Origin of the sequence: Streptomyces sp. NPDC001941 (assembly GCF_040296945.1) — a bacterium.
GTDB lineage: Bacteria > Actinomycetota > Actinomycetes > Streptomycetales > Streptomycetaceae > Streptomyces.
On the sequence record NZ_JBEOYE010000001.1, the window covers coordinates 388,795 to 408,822 of the forward strand.

A 20,028-nucleotide genomic window follows, 5' to 3' on the forward strand; every position below is an offset into this window, starting at 1 on the left:
ATGCCCGCGTGAACAGGACGACCACGAACAGGACGACCGCACACGGGACGACCGGGGACGGGGCGCTCGCGGACAGCGCCACCCGAGTCGAGGTGCTCCGCGTCTTCTGCGGCCCCGACGGCCGCCACGGCAACGCCCTGGGGGTCGTACGGGACGTGCGCGCCCACCGCGACGAGGCGTCGCGGCAGGCGCTGGCCCAGCGGCTGGGCTTCAGCGAGACCGTGTTCGTGGACGACCCCGAGCGGGGCGTGCTGGACGTCTACGCGCCCGGGGCACGGCTGCCGTTCGCCGGGCACCCGCTGGTCGGCGCGGCCTGGCTGCTCGACCTGGAGACGGTGTGCCCGCCCGCGGGCGAGGTGTGGGCGCGCCAGGACGGGGAGTTCACCTGGATCACGGCCCCGGCCGCCTGGTCGCCGCCGCGCACCCTGCGCCGCTACGGCTCGCCCGCCGAGGTCGACGCCCTGGCGGTGCCGGAGCCGGGGGAGTGGGTCTACGCCTGGGCCTGGGAGGACGAGGCGGCCGGGCGGGTGCGGGCGCGGGGCTTCCCGGGGCGCGGCGACGGCGTCGAGGAGGACGAGGCCACCGGCGCGGCGGCGATGCTGCTCAGCGCGGAGCTGGGCCGGGCGCTGAACGTGCGGCAGGGCCGGGGGTCGCAGTTGCTCACGGCCCCCGGCCCTGACGGCACCGTGGAACTCGGCGGCCGGGTCCGGCAGTGGGAGGTCCTGGCCGTCTGAGCGACGGCCGGGGACCCCGGGGTCCTGGCCGTCCGGGCGACGGCCGAAGGACCCCGTGGGGTGCTCAGGCGCTGAGCGGGAACTCGGCGCCGAGCTCGCGGAAGACCGCGCCGTTGAAGTCGAAGGCGCGCTTGCACTCGTCGACGATGCGCTGCTTCTCCAGGTCGTCCGCGTTCACGGCGTCCAGCAGCTCCCGGTAGGAGCGCTTGAAGGCCGCCGGGTTGGAGATCTCCTCGAAGACGTAGAACCGCACGCCGTCGCCCTTGCGCGCGAAGCCCCAGGTCCGCTCGGCCTTGTCGCGGATGATCTGGCCGCCGGACAGGTCGCCCAGGTAGCGCGTGTAGTGGTGCGCCACGTATCCCGCGGGCCAGGTGCGCGCGCACTCGGCGACGCGCTCCGCGTAGGCGGCGGTGGACGGCAGCGCCACCAGGCCCTCGCGCCAGTCCGGGCCGCGCAGGTGCGCCAGGTCCCGCTCCAGCTCGGCGGTGCGGAACAGCTCCGGCTGTATGAACGGGCCCGCGACCGGGTCGTCCTTCAGCGACTCGGCCGCCTCCTCCAGCGCCGCGTACACGAACCACAGCTGCTCGGTGTAGCGGGTGTAGGCGTCCACGCCGAGCCGGCCACCGAGCAGGTCGCTCATGAAGGTCGAGGTCTCGGCCTCCGTGTGCTGCTCGTGCGAGGCGACACGGATGAGGGTCGAGAAGGGCGTGTCCAAGGCGGACCTCCAGGAGGCAAAGGGGACGCGTAGCGCGGTGACCAGGAGGAGTATCGCTACTTAGGTTTGCCTAAGTCAACTGGTTCCCGACGTCCTGTCGGGAAAAAAATACCCCCGGAACCCGGTCCGGCGACACCCCGTGCGCGAAGGAGCCCCCGCCCGGTGGGGGCGGGGGCTCCTGGGAGGGGCGCGAGGACGCGGCCGGGGGCGCTCAGGGAAGCGTGAGGACCTCGGCGCCGGTGTCGGTCACGACCAGGGTGTGCTCGAACTGCGCGGTGCGCTTGCGGTCCTTGGTCACCACGGTCCAGCCGTCCTCCCACATGTCGTACTCGTGGGTGCCCAGCGTCAGCATCGGCTCGATGGTGAAGGTCATCCCGGGCTGGATGACGGTGGTGGCGTGCGGGGAGTCGTAGTGCGGGATGATCAGGCCCGAGTGGAACGACGAGTTGATGCCGTGCCCGGTGAAGTCGCGCACCACGCCGTAGCCGAACCGCTTGGCGTACGACTCGATGACCCGGCCGATCACGTTGATCTGGCGGCCCGGCTTCACGGCCTTGATCGCGCGGTCGAGGGACTCCCGGGTGCGCTCCACGAGGAGACGCGACTCCTCGTCGACGTCGCCGCACAGGTAGGTGGCGTTGTTGTCGCCGTGCACGCCGCCGATGTACGCGGTGACGTCCAGGTTCACGATGTCGCCGTCCTTCAGGACGGTCGAGTCGGGGATGCCGTGGCAGATGACCTCGTTGACCGAGGAGCACAGCGACTTGGGGAAGCCCCGGTAGCCGAGGGTGGACGGGTAGGCGCCGTGGTCGCACATGTACTCGTGCGCGACCCGGTCCAGCTCGTCCGTGGTCACGCCGGGGGCGATGTGCTTGGCGGCCTCCTCCATCGCCCGCGCGGCGATCCGGCCCGCCACGCGCATGCGCTCGACGGTCTCGGCGTCCTGGACCTCGGGGCCGGTGTACGGGGTCGGCATCGGCTTGCCCACGTACTCGGGGCGCTTGATGGAGCCGGGGACGGAACGGTGGGGGGAGAGCTCCCCCGGTACGAGAAGCGACTGGCCAGACATGCGGCGAGTCTAACCAGCGCGGGTGGGGGAGCATGGGGGGAGAGGAAGGAGCCGAGCATGGCCCTGTTCAAGAAGCGCGTGGCGGGCAAGCCGGGCGAGTGGTTCTACTGCCTCCAGCACAAGAAGGTGGAGGAGGGGCCCGAGTGCCCGTCCAAGAACCGCTTCGGCCCCTATCCCAGCCGCGAGGAGGCCGCGCACGCCATGGAGACCGCGCGTGAGCGCAACCTGGAGTGGGAGACCGACCCCAAGTGGCACGACGCCGGGAAGCGGGACGACGAGGGGTGAGCGCCGCCCGGGACCCGTGCGGTCCCGGCGCCCGCCACGGGGCCGCCCTCACGCCGTGAGGGCGGTCTCCCGCTGGGCGCGCCGCGCCCTCGCGTCCTCGTCGGTGTCGGCGTCGTACGACAGCAGCCTCGGCAGCACCGCGGCCAGCAGCCCCACCGACGCCAGGCAGGCCAGGCCGCCGCCCCAGAAGGCCGCCCGGGTCCCGGTCCAGCCCGCCATCGCACCGGCGCGCACCTGGCCCAGCTGGGGGCCGCAGCTGTACGAGAGCACCTCGATGCCCGCGAGCCGGCCGCGCAGCTCCTCCGGGATGGTCTGGTTCCAGATCGTCGAGCGGCCCAGACCGCTGAGCATGTCGCCCGCGCCCGCGACCGCCAGGCACACCAGCACCAGCCACACGTTCGAGAACCAGCCCGCCGCCGCGATCGCCGCGCCCCACGCGCCCGCGCCGAAGACCACCAGCAGCCCGTGCCGGCGCACCCGCGAGGTCCAGCCGCTGGTCAGCGAGAGCGCCAGCGAGCCGATCGAGCCCGCCGCGTACATCAGGCCGAGCGACCACTCCGCGTCCAGCTCGTCGGCGAGGAACGGGAAGATCGCGTTGGGGAAGGCGAAGAACATCGCGGCCAGGTCGACCGCGTACGTCCCGAGCAGCACCGGCCGCGACCACGCGTAGCGCGCGCCCTCCGCGATGCCGCGCAGCGACGGCTTCTCCGCGTCGTGCGCCGGCGGCGCGGGCGACAGCCGCAGGCACAGCAGTACGGAGACGACGAAGCAGGCCACCGTCGTGCCGTAGGCCGTCGCGTGCCCGGCGAACGCGACCACCACACCGGCCAGCGACGGGCCGACGATGGCGCCCAGCTGCCAGCGCAGCGCGTTCAGCGCGGCGGCCGCCGTCAGCTGGTCGTGCGGCACGATCCGGGCGAACAACGAGTCCAGCGCGGGGCGCTGCAGTCCCGCGAGCGCCGAGACGCCCGCCGCCACCACGTACAGCGGCCACAGCAGGGGGTCCGGCAGCAGCGCGTTGACCAGCAGCACCAGCGCCAGCAGGCCGAGCCCCGCCTCGGTGAGCAGGATGACCCGGCGGCGGTCCACGGCGTCGGCGAGCGCGCCCCCGTACAGCCCGAACACCACCAGCGGCACCAGCTCCACTGCGCCCATCACGCCCACCGCGAGCGGCGAGTCGGTCAGGTGCTTGATCTGCAGCGGCAGCGCGACCAGCGCCATGAAGCTGCCGAAGGTGGCGACCAGGCCCTGGATCCACAGCCGGCGGAAGTCGGCGGAGGAGCGCCAGGGGGAGAGGTCGGGCAGCAGGGCGGAGAGCCTGGAGGTCGCAGCGGTCACGACGGGCCATGCTGCGACGAAGGGCACCTTCGGGGCAAACGGTTTTCCGGACGCCCGAGCTCCGCGCCGCCCGGGGTCACCAGCGCGTCGGCGGCGGCGCCGTCAGCTGCTCCGCGAGCCGGGCCAGCCGGTCGCGCAGCCGGGGACGGCCGCGCGGGCCCGGCACCGCGTTCTCCCCGGCCGCCGCGCTCACCAGGTGCTGCACCGTGTCCAGGTCCACCGGCGCCCCGGGCCCGGCCGGCACCGACAGGGCCTCGTGCGCGAGGGCGGCCAGCTCCCGGTCGCCGCCGTCCAGGGACAGCACCGTCACCCCCGCGCGCCGGGCGTCGTGCACCCGCTGGAGCAGCCCCTCGCCCGGCTCCCCGGGCGCCACCACGAGCAGCGTCTCGCCGCGCCGCGCCGCCTCCACCCGGCCCAGGCCGACCGCCAGGTGCGCCGGGGCGCCCGGCCCCACCCGGTGCCGCACCAGGGTCGGCTCCAGCTCCGGCCGCCCCGACCAGGCGGCCTCGTCCACCAGGTGCGCGGCCAGGTGCCAGGGCTCGTACGCCTCGGTGCCCACCAGCAGCAGCCCGCCGCCGCGCGGCACCACCGAGGACCGCAGCGCCCCGGCGAACCTGCGGGTCTCCGAGGGCCAGTGCGTCCCGGCGAGCACCTCGCGCAGCAGCGCGACACGTACGGCGTCCATGGCGCCGCATCCTCACACCGACTCCGGCCGCGGTGCGGGCGTTTGGGAGGCGCTCACCCGTACGGGTCGTCCCGTAGTGTCGGGCGCATGACTACGAATGACAGCGCGGCCGACGGCGCGCAGAAGCCCCCGGCCAAGGACCCCTGGGACCTCCCCGACGTCTCCGGCCTCGTGGTCGGCGTCCTCGGCGGCACCGGTGACCAGGGCCGGGGCCTCGCCTACCGGCTCGCCCGGGCCGGCCAGAAGGTGATCATCGGCTCGCGCGCCGCCGAGCGCGCCGAGGCCGCCGCGGCCGGCCTCGGCCTCGGGGTCGAGGGCGCGGACAACGCCGAGTGCGCCCGCCGCAGCGACGTCGTCATCGTCGCCGTGCCGTGGGACGGCCACGCCAAGACCCTCGAAGCGCTGCGCGAGGAACTGGCGGGCAAGCTCGTCGTCGACTGCGTCAACCCGCTCGGCTTCGACAAGAAGGGCGCCTACGCCCTCAAGCCCGAGGAGGGCAGCGCCGCCGAGCAGGCCGCCGCGCTGCTGCCGGACTCGCGGGTCACCGCCGCCTTCCACCACCTGTCGGCCGTGCTGCTCCAGGACGAGTCGGTGGAGGAGATCGACACGGACGTGATGGTGCTGGGCGAGTCCCGCGCCGACACCGACCTGGTGCAGGCGCTCGCCGCCCGCATCCCGGGCATGCGCGGCGTCTTCGCCGGACGCCTGCGCAACGCCCACCAGGTGGAGTCGCTGGTGGCCAACCTGATCTCGGTGAACCGCCGTTACAAGGCGCACGCGGGACTGCGCGTCACCGACGTCTGAGCCGCGCGCCCGGCCGCCGCGCCGGGGCCGCACGGAGCGGGTGCCCACGGGCGCCCCGGCACCCCGCCCCGGGGCCGCCGGGGCGCCCGTGGCGCGTCCGGCGACGGCTGCGTACCGCATTCGGGCCATGTTCCCCGTGGCGCAATTCGCCGCAATACCCCAACTGCCGGGCGGGCAAACGCGGTTGGCGCCACCCGGTGCCCGCTCGGCGTGAACGTTCCGGTGCCCGGAACACGCGCGCCCAGTTCGCGCGGCGGCGCCCGCCGGGCCGACAGTACGCAGCAGCACGGTCCCGCTCCACGGCGAAAGGACACCGCACATGCGTCAACGCGTCAGACCCGCACTCGCCGCACTCGCGCTCGCCGGCGCGGCCGCCCTGGGCTCGTTCGCGCCCGCCCAGGCCGCCGACCGGTCCGGTGCCGCCACCGAGGGCGTCGGGATCCAGTCCGTCGTCCACGTCGTCTACTACCAGCACGCCAACTACGGCGGCGCCACCTACACGCTGCACGGCGACTACGGCTGCGACACCAACGCCGACGTCGACTGGCAGCTGGCCACCTTCGCCAGCGGCTGGGACAACGTCATCTCCTCCTGGCACGGCTACTCCGACTGCCAGCAGCGGCTCTTCGAGAACACCTACTACGGCGGGTCCTCGTACGGGTCGTACACCGACACCAGCTACGTGGGCGACGCCATGAACGACCGCGGCTCGTCGTCCCAGTCCTCCTGAGCACCACCCGCACCACCCGCAGGAGGTGGCGCCGACGGCCGCAATCCGCCGGCGCCACCGGCAACCGTACCCGTCACGCCCAGGAGGCCCGGTGGACCGGAACCGGCCGCGCGGCACCCGTACCGCCGCCGCTTCGGCGCTCGCCCTCGCCGCCCTCGCCGGCTGCTCGGACCCCGGCGGCGGCCCCCCGGACGGTGCGCCGCCCCCGCTCGGCCCGGTGCCCGCCGTGCGCACCAGCGCCGACATCCCCGACCTGCCCCTGGACGCCTACCTGCTGACCCGGGAGCAGTACCAGGCGTTCCTGCTCGCCCAGCGCACCGCCGTGCGCCGCTGCATGGCCCGCTACGGCTTCGACTACCGGGCCCTGGACGCGGTCCTGACCCCCGGCGAGGTGCCCGACCCGCGCCCCGACAAGGCCCGTTACTACTTCCTCGTCGACGACTCCGCGGCCCGCAAGGCCGGTTACCACCCGCCGCCCCGCGTGCGCGCCCGCGACAAGACCACCGACGGCCCCGACACCACGCCCACCGAGGCCGAACGCGCGGTCCTCGCCGGGCGCGACGCCGGACGCAGCGTCGGCGGCGCCACCGTCCCCCGGGGCGGCTGCCAGGGCGAGGCCGAGCACGCCCTCCTCGGCGACGGCGGGCGCCCCGACTTCCTCCAGGTCGCCAACGAGCGCAACCAGCCGCGCGCCCGCGCCGACGCCGACGACCGGCTCGCCAAGGCCTTCGCGGCGTGGAGCGCCTGCATGAAGGAGTCCGGCCACGACTACCGCGACCCCGCGCAGGCCAACGACGACCCGCGCTGGCGCGGCGGCACGGCCGGGCCCGCCGAGATCGCCACCGCCACCGCCGACGTGGCGTGCAAGCGGCGCACCAACCTGACCGGACTGTGGTGGGCGCTGCAGAGCGCGTACGAGAAGCAGTACATCGAGCGCAACGCCGAGCGGATGGGCGCGGTGCGCCGCACCGTCGACGCCGTCCTGCGCAACTCCCCGGCCCTGGCGGGCGGCGGTGCCTGACGAGGAGGCCGCCGGGAGCGGCGGGGCGCGGCGCGGGCGGCTGCTCGCCGTGGTCGTCGCCGTCGCCGTGGTGCTCTGCGCGGGCGGGATCGGCGCCGCCGCCTTCGTCGAGTCCCCGGCCCAGAAGGCCGCCTCGCACGCGCCGCCCGCCCCGGACGTGCTCACCGCTCCGGTGGAGAAGCGGGTCCTGCGCAACTCGGTGGTGCTGCGCGGCACCGTCGCGGCCGCCCGGACGACGAAGGTCACCCCGCTGCCGGGCGCCCAGGGCGCGGTGCGGGCCGTCGTCACCCGCACCCCGCTCGCCCCGGGCGCCGCCGTGCGCGCCGGGGCCGTGCTGGTCGAGGTCTCCGGCCGCCCGCTGCTCGCCCTGGAGGGCACCCTGCCCGTCTACCGCGACCTCCGGCCGGGCGCGCGCGGCCAGGACGTCCGCCAGCTCCAGGCCGCCCTGGCGAAGCTGGGGTACGGGTCCGGGGACGACGCCGCCGGGGTGTTCGGCGCCGCCACCCAGCGCGCCCTCACCGCCCTCTACGCCGACCGGGGCTACGAGCCGCTGCCCGCCCGCCCCGAGGGAGCGGACGAGGTCACCGGCGCCCGCCAGGCGGTCACCCAGGCCCGGCGCGCCTGGGAGGACGCCCCCGAGGGCAAGGCCAGGCGGCGGGCCGCCGAGGACCTGGCGGCCGCGCGCGAGGCGCTGGACCGGGCCGAGGCGGCGGACGGGCCGATGCTGCCCGCCGCCGAGGCGGTCTTCCTGAGCGGCTTCCCGGCCCGCGTCGACCGGCTCGCGGCGGCCGTGGGGGAGGAGGCCAAGGGCGAACTGCTCACCGTCTCCGCCGGGGCCCTGGTCGTCAACGGCACCCTGGACCGCGACCGGGCCGGCCTGGTGCGCGCGGGCCAGGCCGTCGAGCTGCTCTCCGAGGCCACCGGGGCGAGCGCCACGGGCACGGTCGCCTCGGTCGCCCGGGCCCCGGCCGGGCAGGGGGGCCAGGACACGGGCGCGGACGCGGGCGCGGCGGACGGTACGGACCCGGGGGCGGGCGCGGCCGGCGGCTACCTGGTGCGGGTCGTCCCGTCCCGCCCGCTGCCCGCCGAACTCGCCGGCCAGGACGTCCGGCTGACCGTCACCGCGGCCACCTCGCGGGGCCCGGTCCTGGTGGTCCCGCTGTCGGCGGTCTACGCGGGGGCCGACGGGCGGACCCGGGTGACGGTGTACGGCTCCGGGGGCGCCCGCCGCGAGGTGGAGATCGCCACGGACCTCACGGGCGACGGCTCCGTGGCGGTGCGGCCGCTGGGCGGCGCGGCCCTGCGCGCGGGCGACCAGGTGATCGTGGGGGTCCGGGGGGCCGGAGGATGAGGCGGTGGCGGCGGCGGTTCGGGGGGCCTCCTCCCGGACCGCCGGAGCACGGGGAGCCGGGGGCGCCCGCGGTCCCGGACGCGGTCGGCCCCGTACCGGAGCGTCCCGCGGCCCTGCCCCCCGTACTGGAGTTCCGGGGCGTCGCCCTCACCTACCCCGGGCCGCCGCCCGTCGCCGCCCTGCGGCCCGCCGACCTCAGCGTGGAGCGCGGCGAGTACGTCACCGTCGTCGGGCCCTCCGGCTCCGGCAAGTCCACCTTCCTCAACATCGCCGGACTGCTCGACGCCCCCACCGCGGGCCACTACCTGCTCGACGGCACCGACACCGGCGGCCTCGGCGACGCCCGGCGCACCGCCCTGCGCGGACAGCGCATCGGGTTCGTCTTCCAGGCGTTCCACCTGCTGCCGCACCGCACCGCCCGGGAGAACGTCGAACTGGCCCTGGTCCACGGCGTGCCCGCACCCCGCGCCGAGCGCTCCGCCCGGGCCCTCGACGCCCTGGACCGGGTCGGCCTCGCGCACCGCACCGAGGCCCTGCCCACCCGGCTGTCCGGCGGCGAACAGCAGCGGGTCGCCGTGGCCCGCGCCCTGGTCGCCCGCCCCTCGCTGCTGCTGTGCGACGAGCCGACCGGCAACCTGGACACCGCCACCGCCGCCTCGGTGCTGCGGCTCCTCGACGAACTGCACGCCGACGGCATCACGCTCGTCGTCATCACCCACGACCCCGCCGTCGCCGCCCGCGCCTCGCGCACCGTCACCCTCCGCGACGGGGTCCTGAGCACGTGAACCCGCTCCGGCGAGCCCGCCCCGCGCCACCCCCGCCCCGCTCGCGGCTGGCCGCCCGTGACCTGGCCGGCGAGGCCGTCGCGGGCGTGCTCCAGCGCCCCGCCCGCTCCGCGCTCACCGCCCTGGGCACCGTCCTCGGCGTCGGCACCTTCGTCGCCGTGCTCGGGCTCACCGCCACCGCCTCCTCCCAGATCGACTCCCGCTTCAACGCCCTGACCGCCACCGAGGTCGTCGTCGAGGACACCGGCGGCGACGGCGCCGACAAGCCCGCCCTGTCCTTCCCCGCCGACGCCGAACAGCGCGTCGGACGCCTCGCCGGGGTGGAGGCGGCGGGCGTGTACTGGACCGTCAAGGCACCCGCCGCCCGCACCGTGCGGGCCGCGCCGGTCGGCGACACCGCGCGCGGCGGCGACACCCCCGTGGTCGCCGCCTCTCCCGGGGTGCTGGCCGCCGCCCGCCCCACCGTCGCCGAGGGCCGCCTCTTCGACGCCTGGCACGAGCTCACCGCCCAGCGCGTCGCCGTGCTCGGCGCGGGCACCGCCGCCCGGCTGGGCGTCACCACCCTGCAGACCCGGCCCGCCGTCCTCGTCGGGGACGTGCCGTTCACCGTCGTCGGGATCGTCGCCGACGTGCGGCGCAAGGCCGACCTGCTGATGTCGGTCGTCGTCCCGCGCTCCACCGCCGCCGCCCTGTGGGGGCCGCCGGGCGACAGCCGGGCCGCGATGCTGGTGTCCACCCGGGCCGGCGCCGCCGCCCAGATCGCCCGCGAGGCCCCCTACGCGCTGCGCCCCGACCGGCCCGGCGCCTTCCGCGCGGTCCCGCCGCCCGACCCGCGCGCCCTGCGCTCCGGCGTCACCTCCGACCTGGACCAGCTCTTCCTGGTGCTCGCGGCGGTCTGCCTGGTCATCGGCGCCGTCGGCATCGCCAACACCACGCTGGTGGCGGTCCTGGAACGGACCGCCGAGATCGGGCTGCGCCGCGCCCTGGGCGCCCGCCGGCGGCACGTCCTGGCCCAGTTCCTCGCCGAGTCGGGGGTGCTGGGGGCGCTGGGCGGCCTGGTCGGCACGGCCCTGGGCGTCCTGGTGGTCCTGGCCGTCGCCCTCGTACGGCAGTGGACCGCGGTGGTGCACCCGGGCACCGTCGCCGCCGCCCCGCTCATCGGCCTCGCCACGGGCGTCGCCGCCGGGCTCTACCCGGCCTGGCGGGCCTCCCGGACGGAGCCCGCGGAGGCCCTGCGCCGCTGACCGCCCCGCGACGGTGGGACACTGGTCAGCGCACAGCCCACGTCCCGACAGGAGCCGACCCCATGCCCCGCCTCGCCCTCTACGCCCTCGCCGTGTGCGTCCTCGCCGTCGTGGCCGCCGTGATCTCCTTCGCGCAGGGCAGCTGGCTCGGGATCGTCTGGGTACTGCTCGCCGGCCTGTCGTCCAACATGGCCTGGTACTACCTGCGCCGCGCCCGCGCCGCCCGGGGCTGAGGCCGCCGCCCTCCGGGGCGCCCTACCGCGCCCCGAAGGACCACTCGCCCCAGAACTGGTACAGCGAGCGCCCGGCCGACGCGTCGAACCGGCTGACGCCGAGGCCCTCCAGGATCCCGTACACCGCGTCGAAGAAGACGCCGTTGACCTGCGGGATCCACAGCAGGCCGAAGACGATGAAGAAGCCGACCGACGCGAACGGCTCCACCTGGCGGCGCACCCCGTACGACAGCCAGGGCTCGATCACCCCGTACCCGTCCAGGCCCGGCACCGGCAGCAGGTTCAGGATCGCGGCCGTCACCTGGAGGAACACCAGGAACGCCAGCGCCAGGCGGAACGGCGTCGGCACCCCGTCCAGCGCGCCCAGCCAGAACGGCGCGGCGCACACCACCGCGAACAGCACGTTCGTCAGCGGGCCCGCCGCCGAGATCAGGCTGTGCTTCCAGCGCCCCCGGATCCGGCCGCGCTCGATGAACACCGCGCCACCGGGCAGGCCGATGCCGCCGAGCATCAGGAAGACCACCGGCAGCACGATCGACAGCGCCGCGTGCGTGTACTTCAGCGGGTTCAGGGTCAGATAGCCCTTCGTCCCCACCGTGATGTCCCCGCCGTGCAGCGCGGTGCGCGCGTGCGCGTACTCGTGCAGGCAGAGCGAGACGATCCACGCCGACGTCACGAACAGGAACACGGCGATCTTCACGTTCGACGCGAAGTCGGTCCACACCGCCCAGCCGGTGACCGCCATGACGGCGACGATCCCCAGGAAGACGGGGCTGACCCTCCGGTCGCTGGAGCGTGAGGTGGAGGTCGGCATGGGCGGGGCTCCTGGTGCGTGGACGGCCGGGAAGGCGACCGTACCGGTTGGTGAGGGGGGAACGTCTCGTCCTGCGGTCGGAGTTCCGGCCCCGCGCCGCCGGGGAGAATGGGCGGGTGCACTACCGCCTGCTCGGCCCCACCCAGGCGCTCCGCGACGACGGCACCCCCGTCGCCGTCGGCGGCGCGCGCCTGCGCGCCCTGCTCACGGCCCTCGCGCTGCGGGCCGGGCGCACCGTCCCCGCCGCCACCCTGGTCGACGAGGTGTGGCACCTCGACCCGCCCGCCGACGCGCCCGCCGCGCTGCAGGCCCTGGTCGGCCGGCTCCGCCGGGCCCTCGGGCACGGCGCCGTCGCCTCCGCGGACGGCGGCTACCGGCTGGCCGCCGACCCCGGCGACGTGGACCTGCACCGCTTCGAGCGGCTCGCCGCCGACGGCACCCGCGCGCTGGCCGGGGGCGAGCCCGGGCGGGCCGACGCCCTGCTCGGCGAGGCCCTCGCGCTGTGGCGCGGCCCGGTCCTGGCCGACCTGCCCGACCGCGCCGGCGAGGCTACGGGATGGGAGGCCCGGCGGCTGGAGGCCCGGCGCGCCCAGGCCGCCGCCAGGATCGCCCTGGGCCGCGCCGAGGAGGCGCTGCCCGAACTGGCCGCGCTGTGCGGGGAGCACCCGCTGGACGAGCCGCTGCAGGCGCTGCGCATCCGGGCGCTGCGGGACGCCGGGCGGGCCGCGCAGGCGCTGGCCGCCTTCGAGGCCGTGCGCCAGGAGCTGGCCGACCGGCTCGGCACCGACCCGGGACCCGGACTGCGGGCCCTGCACGGCGAACTCCTCAACCCGGCCCCCGCCGCCCACCCGGCCCCGGCCGTCCACCCCACCCCCGCCGCGCCGCCGCCCGCCCGGGCCGCCGCGCGCCCCGGCAACCTGCGCGAGCGGCTCACCAGCTTCGTCGGCCGCGAGGACGACCTCGCGGCGATCCGCGGCGACCTGGACGCGGCCCGCCTGGTGACGCTCCTCGGCCCCGGCGGCGCGGGCAAGACCCGGCTGTCCCAGGAGGCGGCCGAGAGCCTGCCCGGCGAGGCGTGCCCGGACGGCGTGTGGCTGGTGGAACTGGCGCCGGTGGACGACGCCGAGGACGTGCCGGAGGCGGTGCTCGGAGCGCTGGGCGCCCGCGAGACCGTGCTGCGCGGTGCGGGCGCCGAGGAACTGCGGGCCGTCGAGGGCGCCGTGGACGTCACCGCCCGGCTCGCCGAGTACTGCGCCGACCGCCGGATGCTGCTCGTCCTGGACAACTGCGAACACGTGGTGGACGCCGCCGCCGCGCTCGCCGAACGGCTCCTGGAGCGCTGCCCCGGGCTGCGGGTCCTGGCCACCAGCCGCGAACCGCTGGGCGTGCCGGGCGAGCTGGTGCGCCCCGTGGGACCGCTGCCCGAACCCAAGGCGCTGCGGCTGCTCGGCGAGCGCGGCGCGGCGGCCCGGCCCGGCTTCTCGGTGGACGGGGACCGCGCGGCCTGCGCGGAGATCTGCCGGCGACTGGACGGCCTGCCGCTGGCGATCGAGCTGGCCGCCGCCCGGCTGCGGCTGCTGACGCCGCGCCAGATCGCGGACCGGCTCGACGACCGCTTCCGGCTGCTGACCAGCGGCAGCCGCACCGTACTGCCGCGCCAGCAGACGCTGCGCGCGGTCGTCGACTGGTCCTGGGACCTGCTCGACGAGCCCGAACGGGCCGTGCTGCGGCGCCTCTCCGTGTTCGCGGGCGGCTGCGACCTGGCCGCCGCCGAGGCGGTGTGCGGGCCCGAGGCGCTGGACCTGCTGGGCTCGCTGGTCGACAAGTCGCTGGTGGTGGCCGCCCCGGACGCCGGCGGCGAGATGCGCTACCGGCTCCTGGAGACCGTCGGGGAGTACGCCGCCGAGCGCCTGGACGCGGCCGGCGACCGGGCCGGGACCGAGCGCCGCCACCTGGTGCACTACCGCGAACTGGCCCGCACCACCGACCCCTCGCTGCGCGACGCCCGCCAGGAGCGGGCCCTGGCGCTGTTCCAGCGGGAGTACGAGAACCTGCGCACCGCGCTGCGCCGGGCCGTGGCCGCCCGCGACGAGCAGGAGGGCCTGTGCCTGGTCCTCGGCCTGGCCTGGTACTGGCAGATGCGCGACCTGCGCTCCGACGCGATGCACTGGTCGGGGGCCGTGGCCGCGCTGAGCACCGACCCGTTCGCCCGGGGAGCGGCGCCCGCGGAGCCGCTGGACGAGGCGCCGGGGGAGCGGCCGCCGCCGTGGCGGGACGAGGTGATCGAGGAGGCGCGCCGCGGGGTGTGGCTGATCAGCCACGTCACCGTGGAGCGGGCCGTGGACGACTGGACCGGCGCGGAGCGGGGCGACCTGGTGGAGCGGATGGCCGCGGTCTACCGGCCCGGGCTGCCGCAGACCTGCCGCTTCCCCGCCTCCCTGTGGTCCTTCGCGGTGATGCTGACCGGTGACGCGGAGCGGCTGATGCTGGTCCTGGACGAGACCGTGCGGACCTGCCGGGAGCGTGGGTACGACTGGGAGCTGGCCGCCGTCTACCAGATGCGGGCCAACGTGCTGGCCAACCGCGGCGACACCGCGCAGGAGGCCGTCGGGGACGCCGAGCGGAGCCTGGAGCTCTTCCGGGCCTGCGGTGACGCGTGGGGCCAGGTGGAGGCGCTGGCGGCGCTCGGCGAGGCCCGCGAGCACCTGGGCCGCTACGAGGAGGCCGCCGAGGACTTCCGCACCGCCGCCGGGATGGCCCGGCGGGTGGGCGCGCACGGGCAGGTGGCCCTGCTGCGGGCGCGCTACGCGGCGATGCTGTGCGAGCTGGGCCGGGGCGCCGAGGGCGAGGCGGTCCTGCGGGAGGTGCTGGGCGGCGGCACGACCCGGGAGAGCGTGCGCGAGGCGTCCCTGGCGGCCCGGCTGTTCCTGGCCATGGAGCTCGGCCGCACCGGCCGGGCCCCCGAGGCGCGGCTCGAACTGGAGCGGCTCGCCGCCGACTTCACCGAGGGCAACATGGCGGTCTTCGAGGGCTTCCGGATCGGCGGCGTGGCCTGGCTGGACTGCGTGGAGGGCGACTACGCCGCCGCCCTGCCGCGGGTGCGCACCGCGCTGGACGCCTCCCGCAAGGAACTGGCGATGATGGTCGCCCCGCAGATGGCGGCAGTGCACGTGGCGACGGCGGCCTGGGCGCTGGCGGGCCTGGGCGCGGACGACCCGGGCCTGGCCCGCGACGGCGCCCGGCTGCTCGGCGCCTTCGAGGGCCTGCTGCCCAAGAGCCACGTCTCCTCGTCCATGGAGCGGCACAACCTGGAGCGGGCCGAGCGCACCGCCCGCGCCGTCCTCGGCGACGCGGCCTTCGAGGCGGCGTACGCCGAGGGCGACGGCCTCACCATGGAGGAGGCCGCCGCCCTGATCTGACCGGCTCCCCCGGGGGAGCGGGTGCCTGACGCGCCGCCGACGCGATCCGGGCGCTGGGCCGGCGCGTCAGGGGCGAGGGGTGCGGCTCACGTCTTCTTGCGGAACTTGGAGACCGCGAGCGGCGCCATGACCAGGGTCAGGGCCGCGGCCCAGCCCAGGGTCATCCACACGGGGTGGGCGATCGGGCCGCCGTTGATCAGTCCACGGGCCGCGTCGGCCAGGTTGGACAGCGGGTTGTAGTCGGTGAAGGCCTCCAGCCAGCCGGGCATCGACTGGGTCGGCGCGAAGATCGACGAGCCGAACTGCAGCGGCATCAGGACGAGCATGCCGACCCCCTGGACGGCCTGGGCCGTCTTCATGGTGAGACCGAGCAGGATGAAGATCCACATCAGCGAGGCGCCGAAGACCAGGGACAGGCCGACCGCCCCGAGGAGCTCGAAGACCGAGGTCTTGATCTCCAGGCCGAGCAGGAAGCCCATGGTGAGCAGGATCGCGGTGGCCACCATCATCCGGCCGACCTCGACCACGATCTTGGCTATCAGCACCGACGACCGGGCGATGGGCATGGTCCGGAACCGGTCCATGACGCCCTTCTTGAAGTCGTCGTTGATGCCGCTGCCGACGGCCATGGAGATGTTCATCCCCATCATCGCCATCAGGCCCGGGATCAGGTAGTTCACGTACTCCTGCTGGTTGCCCTTGCCGAACATGGCGCCACCGAAGACGTACACGAACAGCAGCGTGAAGATGATCGGCATCAGGACGGCGTCGAACATCGACTCCGGGTCCTGCTTGATCTGCAGGGCGTTGCGCCGCACCAGGGCGCCGATGTGGCGCAGGTTGGCGCGCGGGCCGATGCGGCCCTCGCCGGCCGGGGCCGGGCGTCGGGGGGCCTTGTCCACCGGTGCGGGCGCGCCGGTGATCGTGGTCGTGCTCACGCGGCGACCTCCTCGGGGATCGTGTCGGACACCGGCGCCTTGTCGCCGGTGATGGCCAGGAACACCTCGTCCAGGCTGGGCAGGTGCGTACCGATGTGGGCGATGGCGAAGCCGCGGGCGCCGAGCAGTCCGATGACGGCCGTCAGCTGGTCGTCGCTGAGGATCGGCACGTACAGCTGGGCCTCGTCGGGCACGACCGTCGCCCCCGCGACGCCGTCCAGCCCGGACTCGCGCAGGGCCGCCGCCATGCCCGGCAGGTCCGCCGGGTCGACCGGGCGGATCTGCAGGGTGCGCCCGCCGACCTTGGCCTTCAGCTCGTCGACCCCGCCGTTGGCGATGACCCGGCCGCGGTCGATGACCGTCAGCTCACTGGCGAGCTGCTCGGCCTCCTCCATGTACTGCGTGGTGAGCAGGACGGTCGCACCCTCGGCGACCATCCGCTGGACCTCGTCCCACACCTCGTTGCGCGTGCGGGGGTCCAGGCCGGTGGTGGGCTCGTCCAGGTAGAGCACGGACGGCCGGCCGATCATGGAGGCGGCCAGGTCGAGCCGGCGGCGCATGCCTCCCGAGTAGTTCATCGCCGGGCGCTTGGCGGCCTCGGTCAGCGAGAACCGCTCCAGCATCTCGTCGGCGCGGCGCCGGGCGTCCTTGCGGGGCAGGTCGAGCAGCCGCCCGATCATGTAGAGGTTCTCCCAGCCGGAGAGCTTCTCGTCGACCGAGGCGTACTGCCCGGTCAGGCCTATGGTGCGGCGCAGCTGGCGGGGCTGCTTCACCACGTCGTACCCCGCGACGACGGCGGTGCCGGAGTCCGGGACGATCAGGGTGGACAGGCAGCGGACCAGGGTGGTCTTGCCCGCCCCGTTGGGGCCGAGGACACCGAGCACGGTGCCCTCGCGGACGGTGAGGTCCACCCCGTCCAGCGCCTTCGTCTCGCCGAAGTGCTTCACGAGGCCTCGTACCTCGACGGCGTTGTTGTCGGATCGCGTCATGTCCCCAAGGAGACCAGCCGCCACCGACAAGCCGCCGACACGCTACCGACATCCTGTGGAAAACCGCCGACACCCCGTCGACGTCGCAGGTCGGACGGGGTGCCGTTGATATGACCGGAACTGTGGACGCCGGTCGCGACGGTCAGTGGAAGGTGTGCTCCTCCGCCGGGAACGCGCCACCGACGACCTCGTCGGCGTACGCTCGCGCCGCCTCGGTCATGATCGCGCGCAGGTCCGTGTACTTCTTGCTGAAGCGCGGCGCCCGCCCCGGCGTGAGCCCCAGCATGTCGGTGGTCACCAGCACCTGGGCGTCGCACTCCGCGCCCGCGCCGATCCCCACCGTCGGGATGTGCAGCACCCGCGTGACCTCGGCGGCCAGCTCGGCCGGGACCAGCTCCAGGACCACGGCGAACGCGCCCGCGTCCTGCACCGCCTTGGCGTCGCGCAGCAGCTGCTGGGCGGCCTCCTCGCCGCGTCCCTGCACCCGGTATCCCATGGCGTTGACCGACTGCGGGGTCAGCCCGATGTGGGCCATCACCGGGATGCCGGACTCCACCAGGAGGCGGATCTGCTCGTGCGAGCGCTCGCCGCCCTCCAGCTTCACCGCGCCGACGCCGGCCTCCTTGACCAGCCGCATCGCCGAGCGCAGGGCCTGCACGGGGCCCTCCTGGTAGCTGCCGAACGGCAGGTCGCCCACGACCAGGGCGCGGCTGGTGCCGCGTACCACCGAGGCGGCGAGCACGGCCATCTCGTCGAGGGTGACCGGGACGGTGGTCTCGTAGCCGAGGTGGCAGTTGCCCGCGGAGTCGCCGACGAGCAGGACCGGGATCCCGGCCTCGTCGAAGACGGACGCGGTCATCGCGTCGTAGGCCGTGAGCATGGGCCACTTCTCGCCGCGCTCCTTGGCGGCGGCGATGTCGTGGACGGTGATGCGCCGGGTGCCCTTGCCGCCGTACAGCGCCTTGGGGTGCGCGGTGCTGCTGTCGGCGGACTGCGTCGGGGCAGCCTGAAGCGTCATGGTGATCGGCTCCTTCGTCATCTCGAAGCGCCCTGACGGCGTCTCCGGACCACGTCCATGGTGACACCTCGGCCTCGCGTGCCGCCAGAGCCCCCGCACGCACCCGAGGTGCCAGGACCGAGCCCCTGCCAGTAACCCGCCTACCCCGCCCAACGTAAAGACTTCCTATACGAGACGGTCTCGTATCGAAATGAGGCCTAGTCTGGGGTCATGTCCATACCGAACGGCGCTCCCGACGCCGCGTCCCGCGTCCCGGAGGCCGTCCACCGCCGCCGCTGGGCCATCCTGGCTGTGCTGATGTTCAGCCTGCTGATCGTCGTGCTCGACAACTCGATCCTGAACGTGGCGGTCAAGACGATCGCCAGCCCCGAGCCCACCGGCATCGGCGCCACCCAGAGCGAGCTGGAGTGGGCGATCAACTCCTACACGCTCGTCTTCGCCGGCCTGCTGTTCACCGCGGGGCTGCTCGGCGACCGCCTGGGCCGCAAGAAGATCCTGCTCTTCGGCATCGCCGTGTTCGGCATCGGCTCCGCGCTCGCCGCGATGTCCGGCTCGCCCGCCGAGCTGATCGGCTACCGCGCCGTCATGGGCTTCGGCGCCGCCTTCGTGATGCCCGCCACCCTCGCCGTGCTGATGAACGTCTTCGAGCGCGACGAGCAGCCCAAGGCCATCGGCATCTGGGCCGGCGGCGTCGGCCTCGCCATCGCCATCGGCCCGATCACCGGCGGTGTGCTCCTGGAGCACTTCTGGTGGGGCTCGATCTTCCTGATCAACGTGCCGATCGTGATCGTCGCCCTGATCGCGATGGTCGCCCTGGTGCCCGACTCCCGCGACCCCGCCCCCGGCAAGGTCGACCCGCTGGGCGTCGTCCTCTCCGTCGTCGGCCTGGTCCTGCTGGTGTACGGCATCATCCGCGGCGGCGAGCTGGCCGACTTCACCGACGCGAGCGTGCTCGCGCCGCTGCTCGGCGGACTCGCCGTGCTCGTCGGCTTCGTCCTGCACGAGAAGCGCAGCGACCACCCGGCCATCGACATCGGCTACTTCAAGAAGCCGGTGTTCTCCGCCGCCGTCGCCGCCATCGCGCTGGTCTTCTTCGCGCTGATGGGCGTCACCTTCTTCTCCGCCTTCTACCTGCAGAGCGTGCGCGGCTACAGCGCCCTCCAGTCCGGCCTGCTGATCCTGCCGCTGGCCGTGGCCCAGATGGTCTTCGCGCCGCGCGCCCGGCTGGTGGTGGAGCGCTTCGGCGCCCGCGCCGTGTGCACCGTCGGCATGCTCGCCGTCGCCCTCGGCCTGGCCGCCTTCGCGCTCTTCGACGCGGACACCCCGGTCTGGCTGATGGAGGTCGTCTTCTTCGTCCAGGGCGCCGGGATGGCGCACATCATGCCGCCGGTGACCGTGGCCGTGATGCAGACCCTGCCGCGCGAGAAGGCCGGCTCCGGCTCGGCCGTCAACAACACCTTCCGCCAGGTCGGCGGGGCCCTCGGCGTCGCCGTCCTCGGCTCTCTGCTCTCCGCCACCTACCGTGGGCAGATCGAGGACCACCTCGGCCGGCTCCCCGCGGGCCTGCGCGACACGGCGGGCGAGTCCATCGAGGCCACCCTCGCCGTCGCCGAGAAGCTCGGCCCGGCCGGGCGCGCCCTGGTCGACCCGGCCAACGCGGCCTTCCTGGACGCCATGCACGTCACCGCGCTCGCCTCCGCGGGCGTGGCCCTGCTCGGCGCGCTCGTGGTGGCCCTCTTCCTGCCCGGTCGCGCCAAGGGCCCGGACCAGGCTCCGGGCAGCCCGGCCGACCAGCGAGAATCAGTGGCGGGCTGACCGGTCGGCCCGCCGCCCTCCCGGCGGCGGGAGGGCGGCGG

At 75.1% G+C, this 20,028-nt stretch carries 19 protein-coding genes; 11 read left to right on the forward strand and 8 right to left on the reverse strand.

All coding sequences use genetic code 11. The features are described from left to right. The first annotated feature begins 92 nt into the window (after positions 1-92). Positions 93-734 (forward strand): PhzF family phenazine biosynthesis protein, encoded by a 642-nt coding sequence (locus ABT160_RS01760; RefSeq protein WP_351642237.1) that lies wholly within the window; start codon positions 93-95, stop codon positions 732-734. Positions 735-798: 64 nt separating this feature from the next. Here the strand turns inward: ABT160_RS01760 and ABT160_RS01765 are convergent, their stop codons facing one another. Together ABT160_RS01765 and map are read right to left on the reverse strand one after the other, a co-directional pair. Further along, positions 799-1,449 carry a biliverdin-producing heme oxygenase gene (locus tag ABT160_RS01765; protein ID WP_351642141.1) on the reverse strand — a complete coding sequence of 217 codons (651 nt, stop codon included), beginning with the start codon at positions 1,447-1,449 and terminating at the stop codon, positions 799-801. Positions 1,450-1,660: 211 nt separating this feature from the next. Next, the gene (map, locus tag ABT160_RS01770) at positions 1,661-2,518 is read right to left on the reverse strand and encodes a type I methionyl aminopeptidase (RefSeq protein ID WP_351642144.1); all 858 of its coding nucleotides are present in this window, start codon (positions 2,516-2,518) and stop codon (positions 1,661-1,663) included. A gap of 57 nt (positions 2,519-2,575) precedes the next feature. On the opposite strand from map, the gene ABT160_RS01775 reads away from it, so the two are divergent. After that, positions 2,576-2,803, forward strand: a complete 228-nt coding sequence (locus ABT160_RS01775) for a hypothetical protein (RefSeq protein WP_351642146.1) — start codon at positions 2,576-2,578, stop codon at positions 2,801-2,803. Between the two features lie 48 nt (positions 2,804-2,851). Here ABT160_RS01775 and ABT160_RS01780 read toward each other — a convergent pair whose 3' ends face one another. Both ABT160_RS01780 and ABT160_RS01785 read right to left on the reverse strand, forming a co-directional pair. Continuing rightward, positions 2,852-4,141, reverse strand: coding sequence for an MFS transporter (locus ABT160_RS01780; RefSeq protein ID WP_351642149.1), 1,290 nt, complete (start codon positions 4,139-4,141; stop codon positions 2,852-2,854). Between the two features lie 76 nt (positions 4,142-4,217). Then, positions 4,218-4,826, reverse strand: coding sequence for a hypothetical protein (locus tag ABT160_RS01785; protein WP_351642152.1), 609 nt, complete (start codon positions 4,824-4,826; stop codon positions 4,218-4,220). Positions 4,827-4,913: 87 nt separating this feature from the next. On the opposite strand from ABT160_RS01785, the gene npdG reads away from it, so the two are divergent. From npdG to ABT160_RS01820, 7 genes are all read left to right on the forward strand, one after another. Then, positions 4,914-5,630 carry an NADPH-dependent F420 reductase gene (npdG, locus tag ABT160_RS01790; protein ID WP_351642155.1) on the forward strand — a complete coding sequence of 239 codons (717 nt, stop codon included), beginning with the start codon at positions 4,914-4,916 and terminating at the stop codon, positions 5,628-5,630. Positions 5,631-5,949: 319 nt separating this feature from the next. Continuing rightward, complete coding sequence (locus ABT160_RS01795) at positions 5,950-6,360, forward strand: hypothetical protein (protein WP_351642158.1); 411 nt, start codon at positions 5,950-5,952, stop codon at positions 6,358-6,360. Between the two features lie 91 nt (positions 6,361-6,451). After that, a complete protein-coding gene (locus ABT160_RS01800; protein ID WP_351642161.1) occupies positions 6,452-7,381 on the forward strand; it encodes a hypothetical protein in 930 nt (309 codons plus the stop codon). Then, entirely contained in the window at positions 7,374-8,732 is a 1,359-nt protein-coding gene (locus ABT160_RS01805; RefSeq protein ID WP_351642163.1) for a peptidoglycan-binding protein, read from the forward strand. Before ABT160_RS01800 ends, ABT160_RS01805 begins: the two co-directional genes overlap by 8 nt. After that, complete coding sequence (locus ABT160_RS01810) at positions 8,729-9,517, forward strand: ABC transporter ATP-binding protein (RefSeq protein ID WP_351642166.1); 789 nt, start codon at positions 8,729-8,731, stop codon at positions 9,515-9,517. The genes ABT160_RS01805 and ABT160_RS01810 overlap by 4 nt, the downstream gene beginning before the upstream one ends. Then, entirely contained in the window at positions 9,514-10,761 is a 1,248-nt protein-coding gene (locus tag ABT160_RS01815) for an ABC transporter permease (protein WP_351642168.1), read from the forward strand. The genes ABT160_RS01810 and ABT160_RS01815 overlap by 4 nt, the downstream gene beginning before the upstream one ends. 62 nt (positions 10,762-10,823) lie before the next feature. Beyond that, positions 10,824-10,994 (forward strand): hypothetical protein, encoded by a 171-nt coding sequence (locus ABT160_RS01820; RefSeq protein WP_351642171.1) that lies wholly within the window; start codon positions 10,824-10,826, stop codon positions 10,992-10,994. Between the two features lie 22 nt (positions 10,995-11,016). Here the strand turns inward: ABT160_RS01820 and ABT160_RS01825 are convergent, their stop codons facing one another. After that, positions 11,017-11,808 (reverse strand): site-2 protease family protein, encoded by a 792-nt coding sequence (locus ABT160_RS01825; protein WP_351642173.1) that lies wholly within the window; start codon positions 11,806-11,808, stop codon positions 11,017-11,019. 116 nt (positions 11,809-11,924) lie between these two features. Here ABT160_RS01825 and ABT160_RS01830 point away from each other — a divergent pair, with 116 nt between their 5' ends. After that, positions 11,925-15,227, forward strand: coding sequence for an ATP-binding protein (locus ABT160_RS01830; protein WP_351642176.1), 3,303 nt, complete (start codon positions 11,925-11,927; stop codon positions 15,225-15,227). Positions 15,228-15,313: 86 nt separating this feature from the next. Here ABT160_RS01830 and ABT160_RS01835 read toward each other — a convergent pair whose 3' ends face one another. From ABT160_RS01835 to panB, 3 genes are all read right to left on the reverse strand, one after another. Next, the gene (locus tag ABT160_RS01835) at positions 15,314-16,165 is read right to left on the reverse strand and encodes an ABC transporter permease (RefSeq protein WP_351642178.1); all 852 of its coding nucleotides are present in this window, start codon (positions 16,163-16,165) and stop codon (positions 15,314-15,316) included. Further along, a complete protein-coding gene (locus tag ABT160_RS01840; protein ID WP_351642181.1) occupies positions 16,162-17,154 on the reverse strand; it encodes an ATP-binding cassette domain-containing protein in 993 nt (330 codons plus the stop codon). The genes ABT160_RS01835 and ABT160_RS01840 overlap by 4 nt, the downstream gene beginning before the upstream one ends. Positions 17,155-17,296: 142 nt before the next feature. Continuing rightward, complete coding sequence (gene panB / locus ABT160_RS01845) at positions 17,297-18,172, reverse strand: 3-methyl-2-oxobutanoate hydroxymethyltransferase (protein WP_351642182.1); 876 nt, start codon at positions 18,170-18,172, stop codon at positions 17,297-17,299. 210 nt (positions 18,173-18,382) lie between these two features. Between panB and ABT160_RS01850 the strand changes: the two genes are divergently transcribed. Then, positions 18,383-19,987, forward strand: coding sequence for an MFS transporter (locus ABT160_RS01850; RefSeq protein ID WP_351642185.1), 1,605 nt, complete (start codon positions 18,383-18,385; stop codon positions 19,985-19,987). Positions 19,988-20,028: the final 41 nt, after the last annotated feature.

Bases quoted from the DNA above. Each gene is read 5' to 3' on its own strand.
- map (WP_351642144.1), bottom strand. From the start codon at position 2,518: ATGTCTGGCCAGTCGCTTCTCGTACCGGGGGAGCTCTCCCCCCACCGT.
- ABT160_RS01775 (WP_351642146.1), top strand. From the start codon at position 2,576: ATGGCCCTGTTCAAGAAGCGCGTGGCGGGCAAGCCGGGCGAGTGGTTC.
- ABT160_RS01785 (WP_351642152.1), bottom strand. From the start codon at position 4,826: ATGGACGCCGTACGTGTCGCGCTGCTGCGCGAGGTGCTCGCCGGGACG.
- npdG (WP_351642155.1), top strand. From the start codon at position 4,914: ATGACTACGAATGACAGCGCGGCCGACGGCGCGCAGAAGCCCCCGGCC.
- ABT160_RS01795 (WP_351642158.1), top strand. From the start codon at position 5,950: ATGCGTCAACGCGTCAGACCCGCACTCGCCGCACTCGCGCTCGCCGGC.
- ABT160_RS01810 (WP_351642166.1), top strand. From the start codon at position 8,729: ATGAGGCGGTGGCGGCGGCGGTTCGGGGGGCCTCCTCCCGGACCGCCG.
- ABT160_RS01820 (WP_351642171.1), top strand. From the start codon at position 10,824: ATGCCCCGCCTCGCCCTCTACGCCCTCGCCGTGTGCGTCCTCGCCGTC.
- ABT160_RS01825 (WP_351642173.1), bottom strand. From the start codon at position 11,808: ATGCCGACCTCCACCTCACGCTCCAGCGACCGGAGGGTCAGCCCCGTC.
- ABT160_RS01840 (WP_351642181.1), bottom strand. From the start codon at position 17,154: ATGACGCGATCCGACAACAACGCCGTCGAGGTACGAGGCCTCGTGAAG.
- panB (WP_351642182.1), bottom strand. From the start codon at position 18,172: ATGACGCTTCAGGCTGCCCCGACGCAGTCCGCCGACAGCAGCACCGCG.
- ABT160_RS01850 (WP_351642185.1), top strand. From the start codon at position 18,383: ATGTCCATACCGAACGGCGCTCCCGACGCCGCGTCCCGCGTCCCGGAG.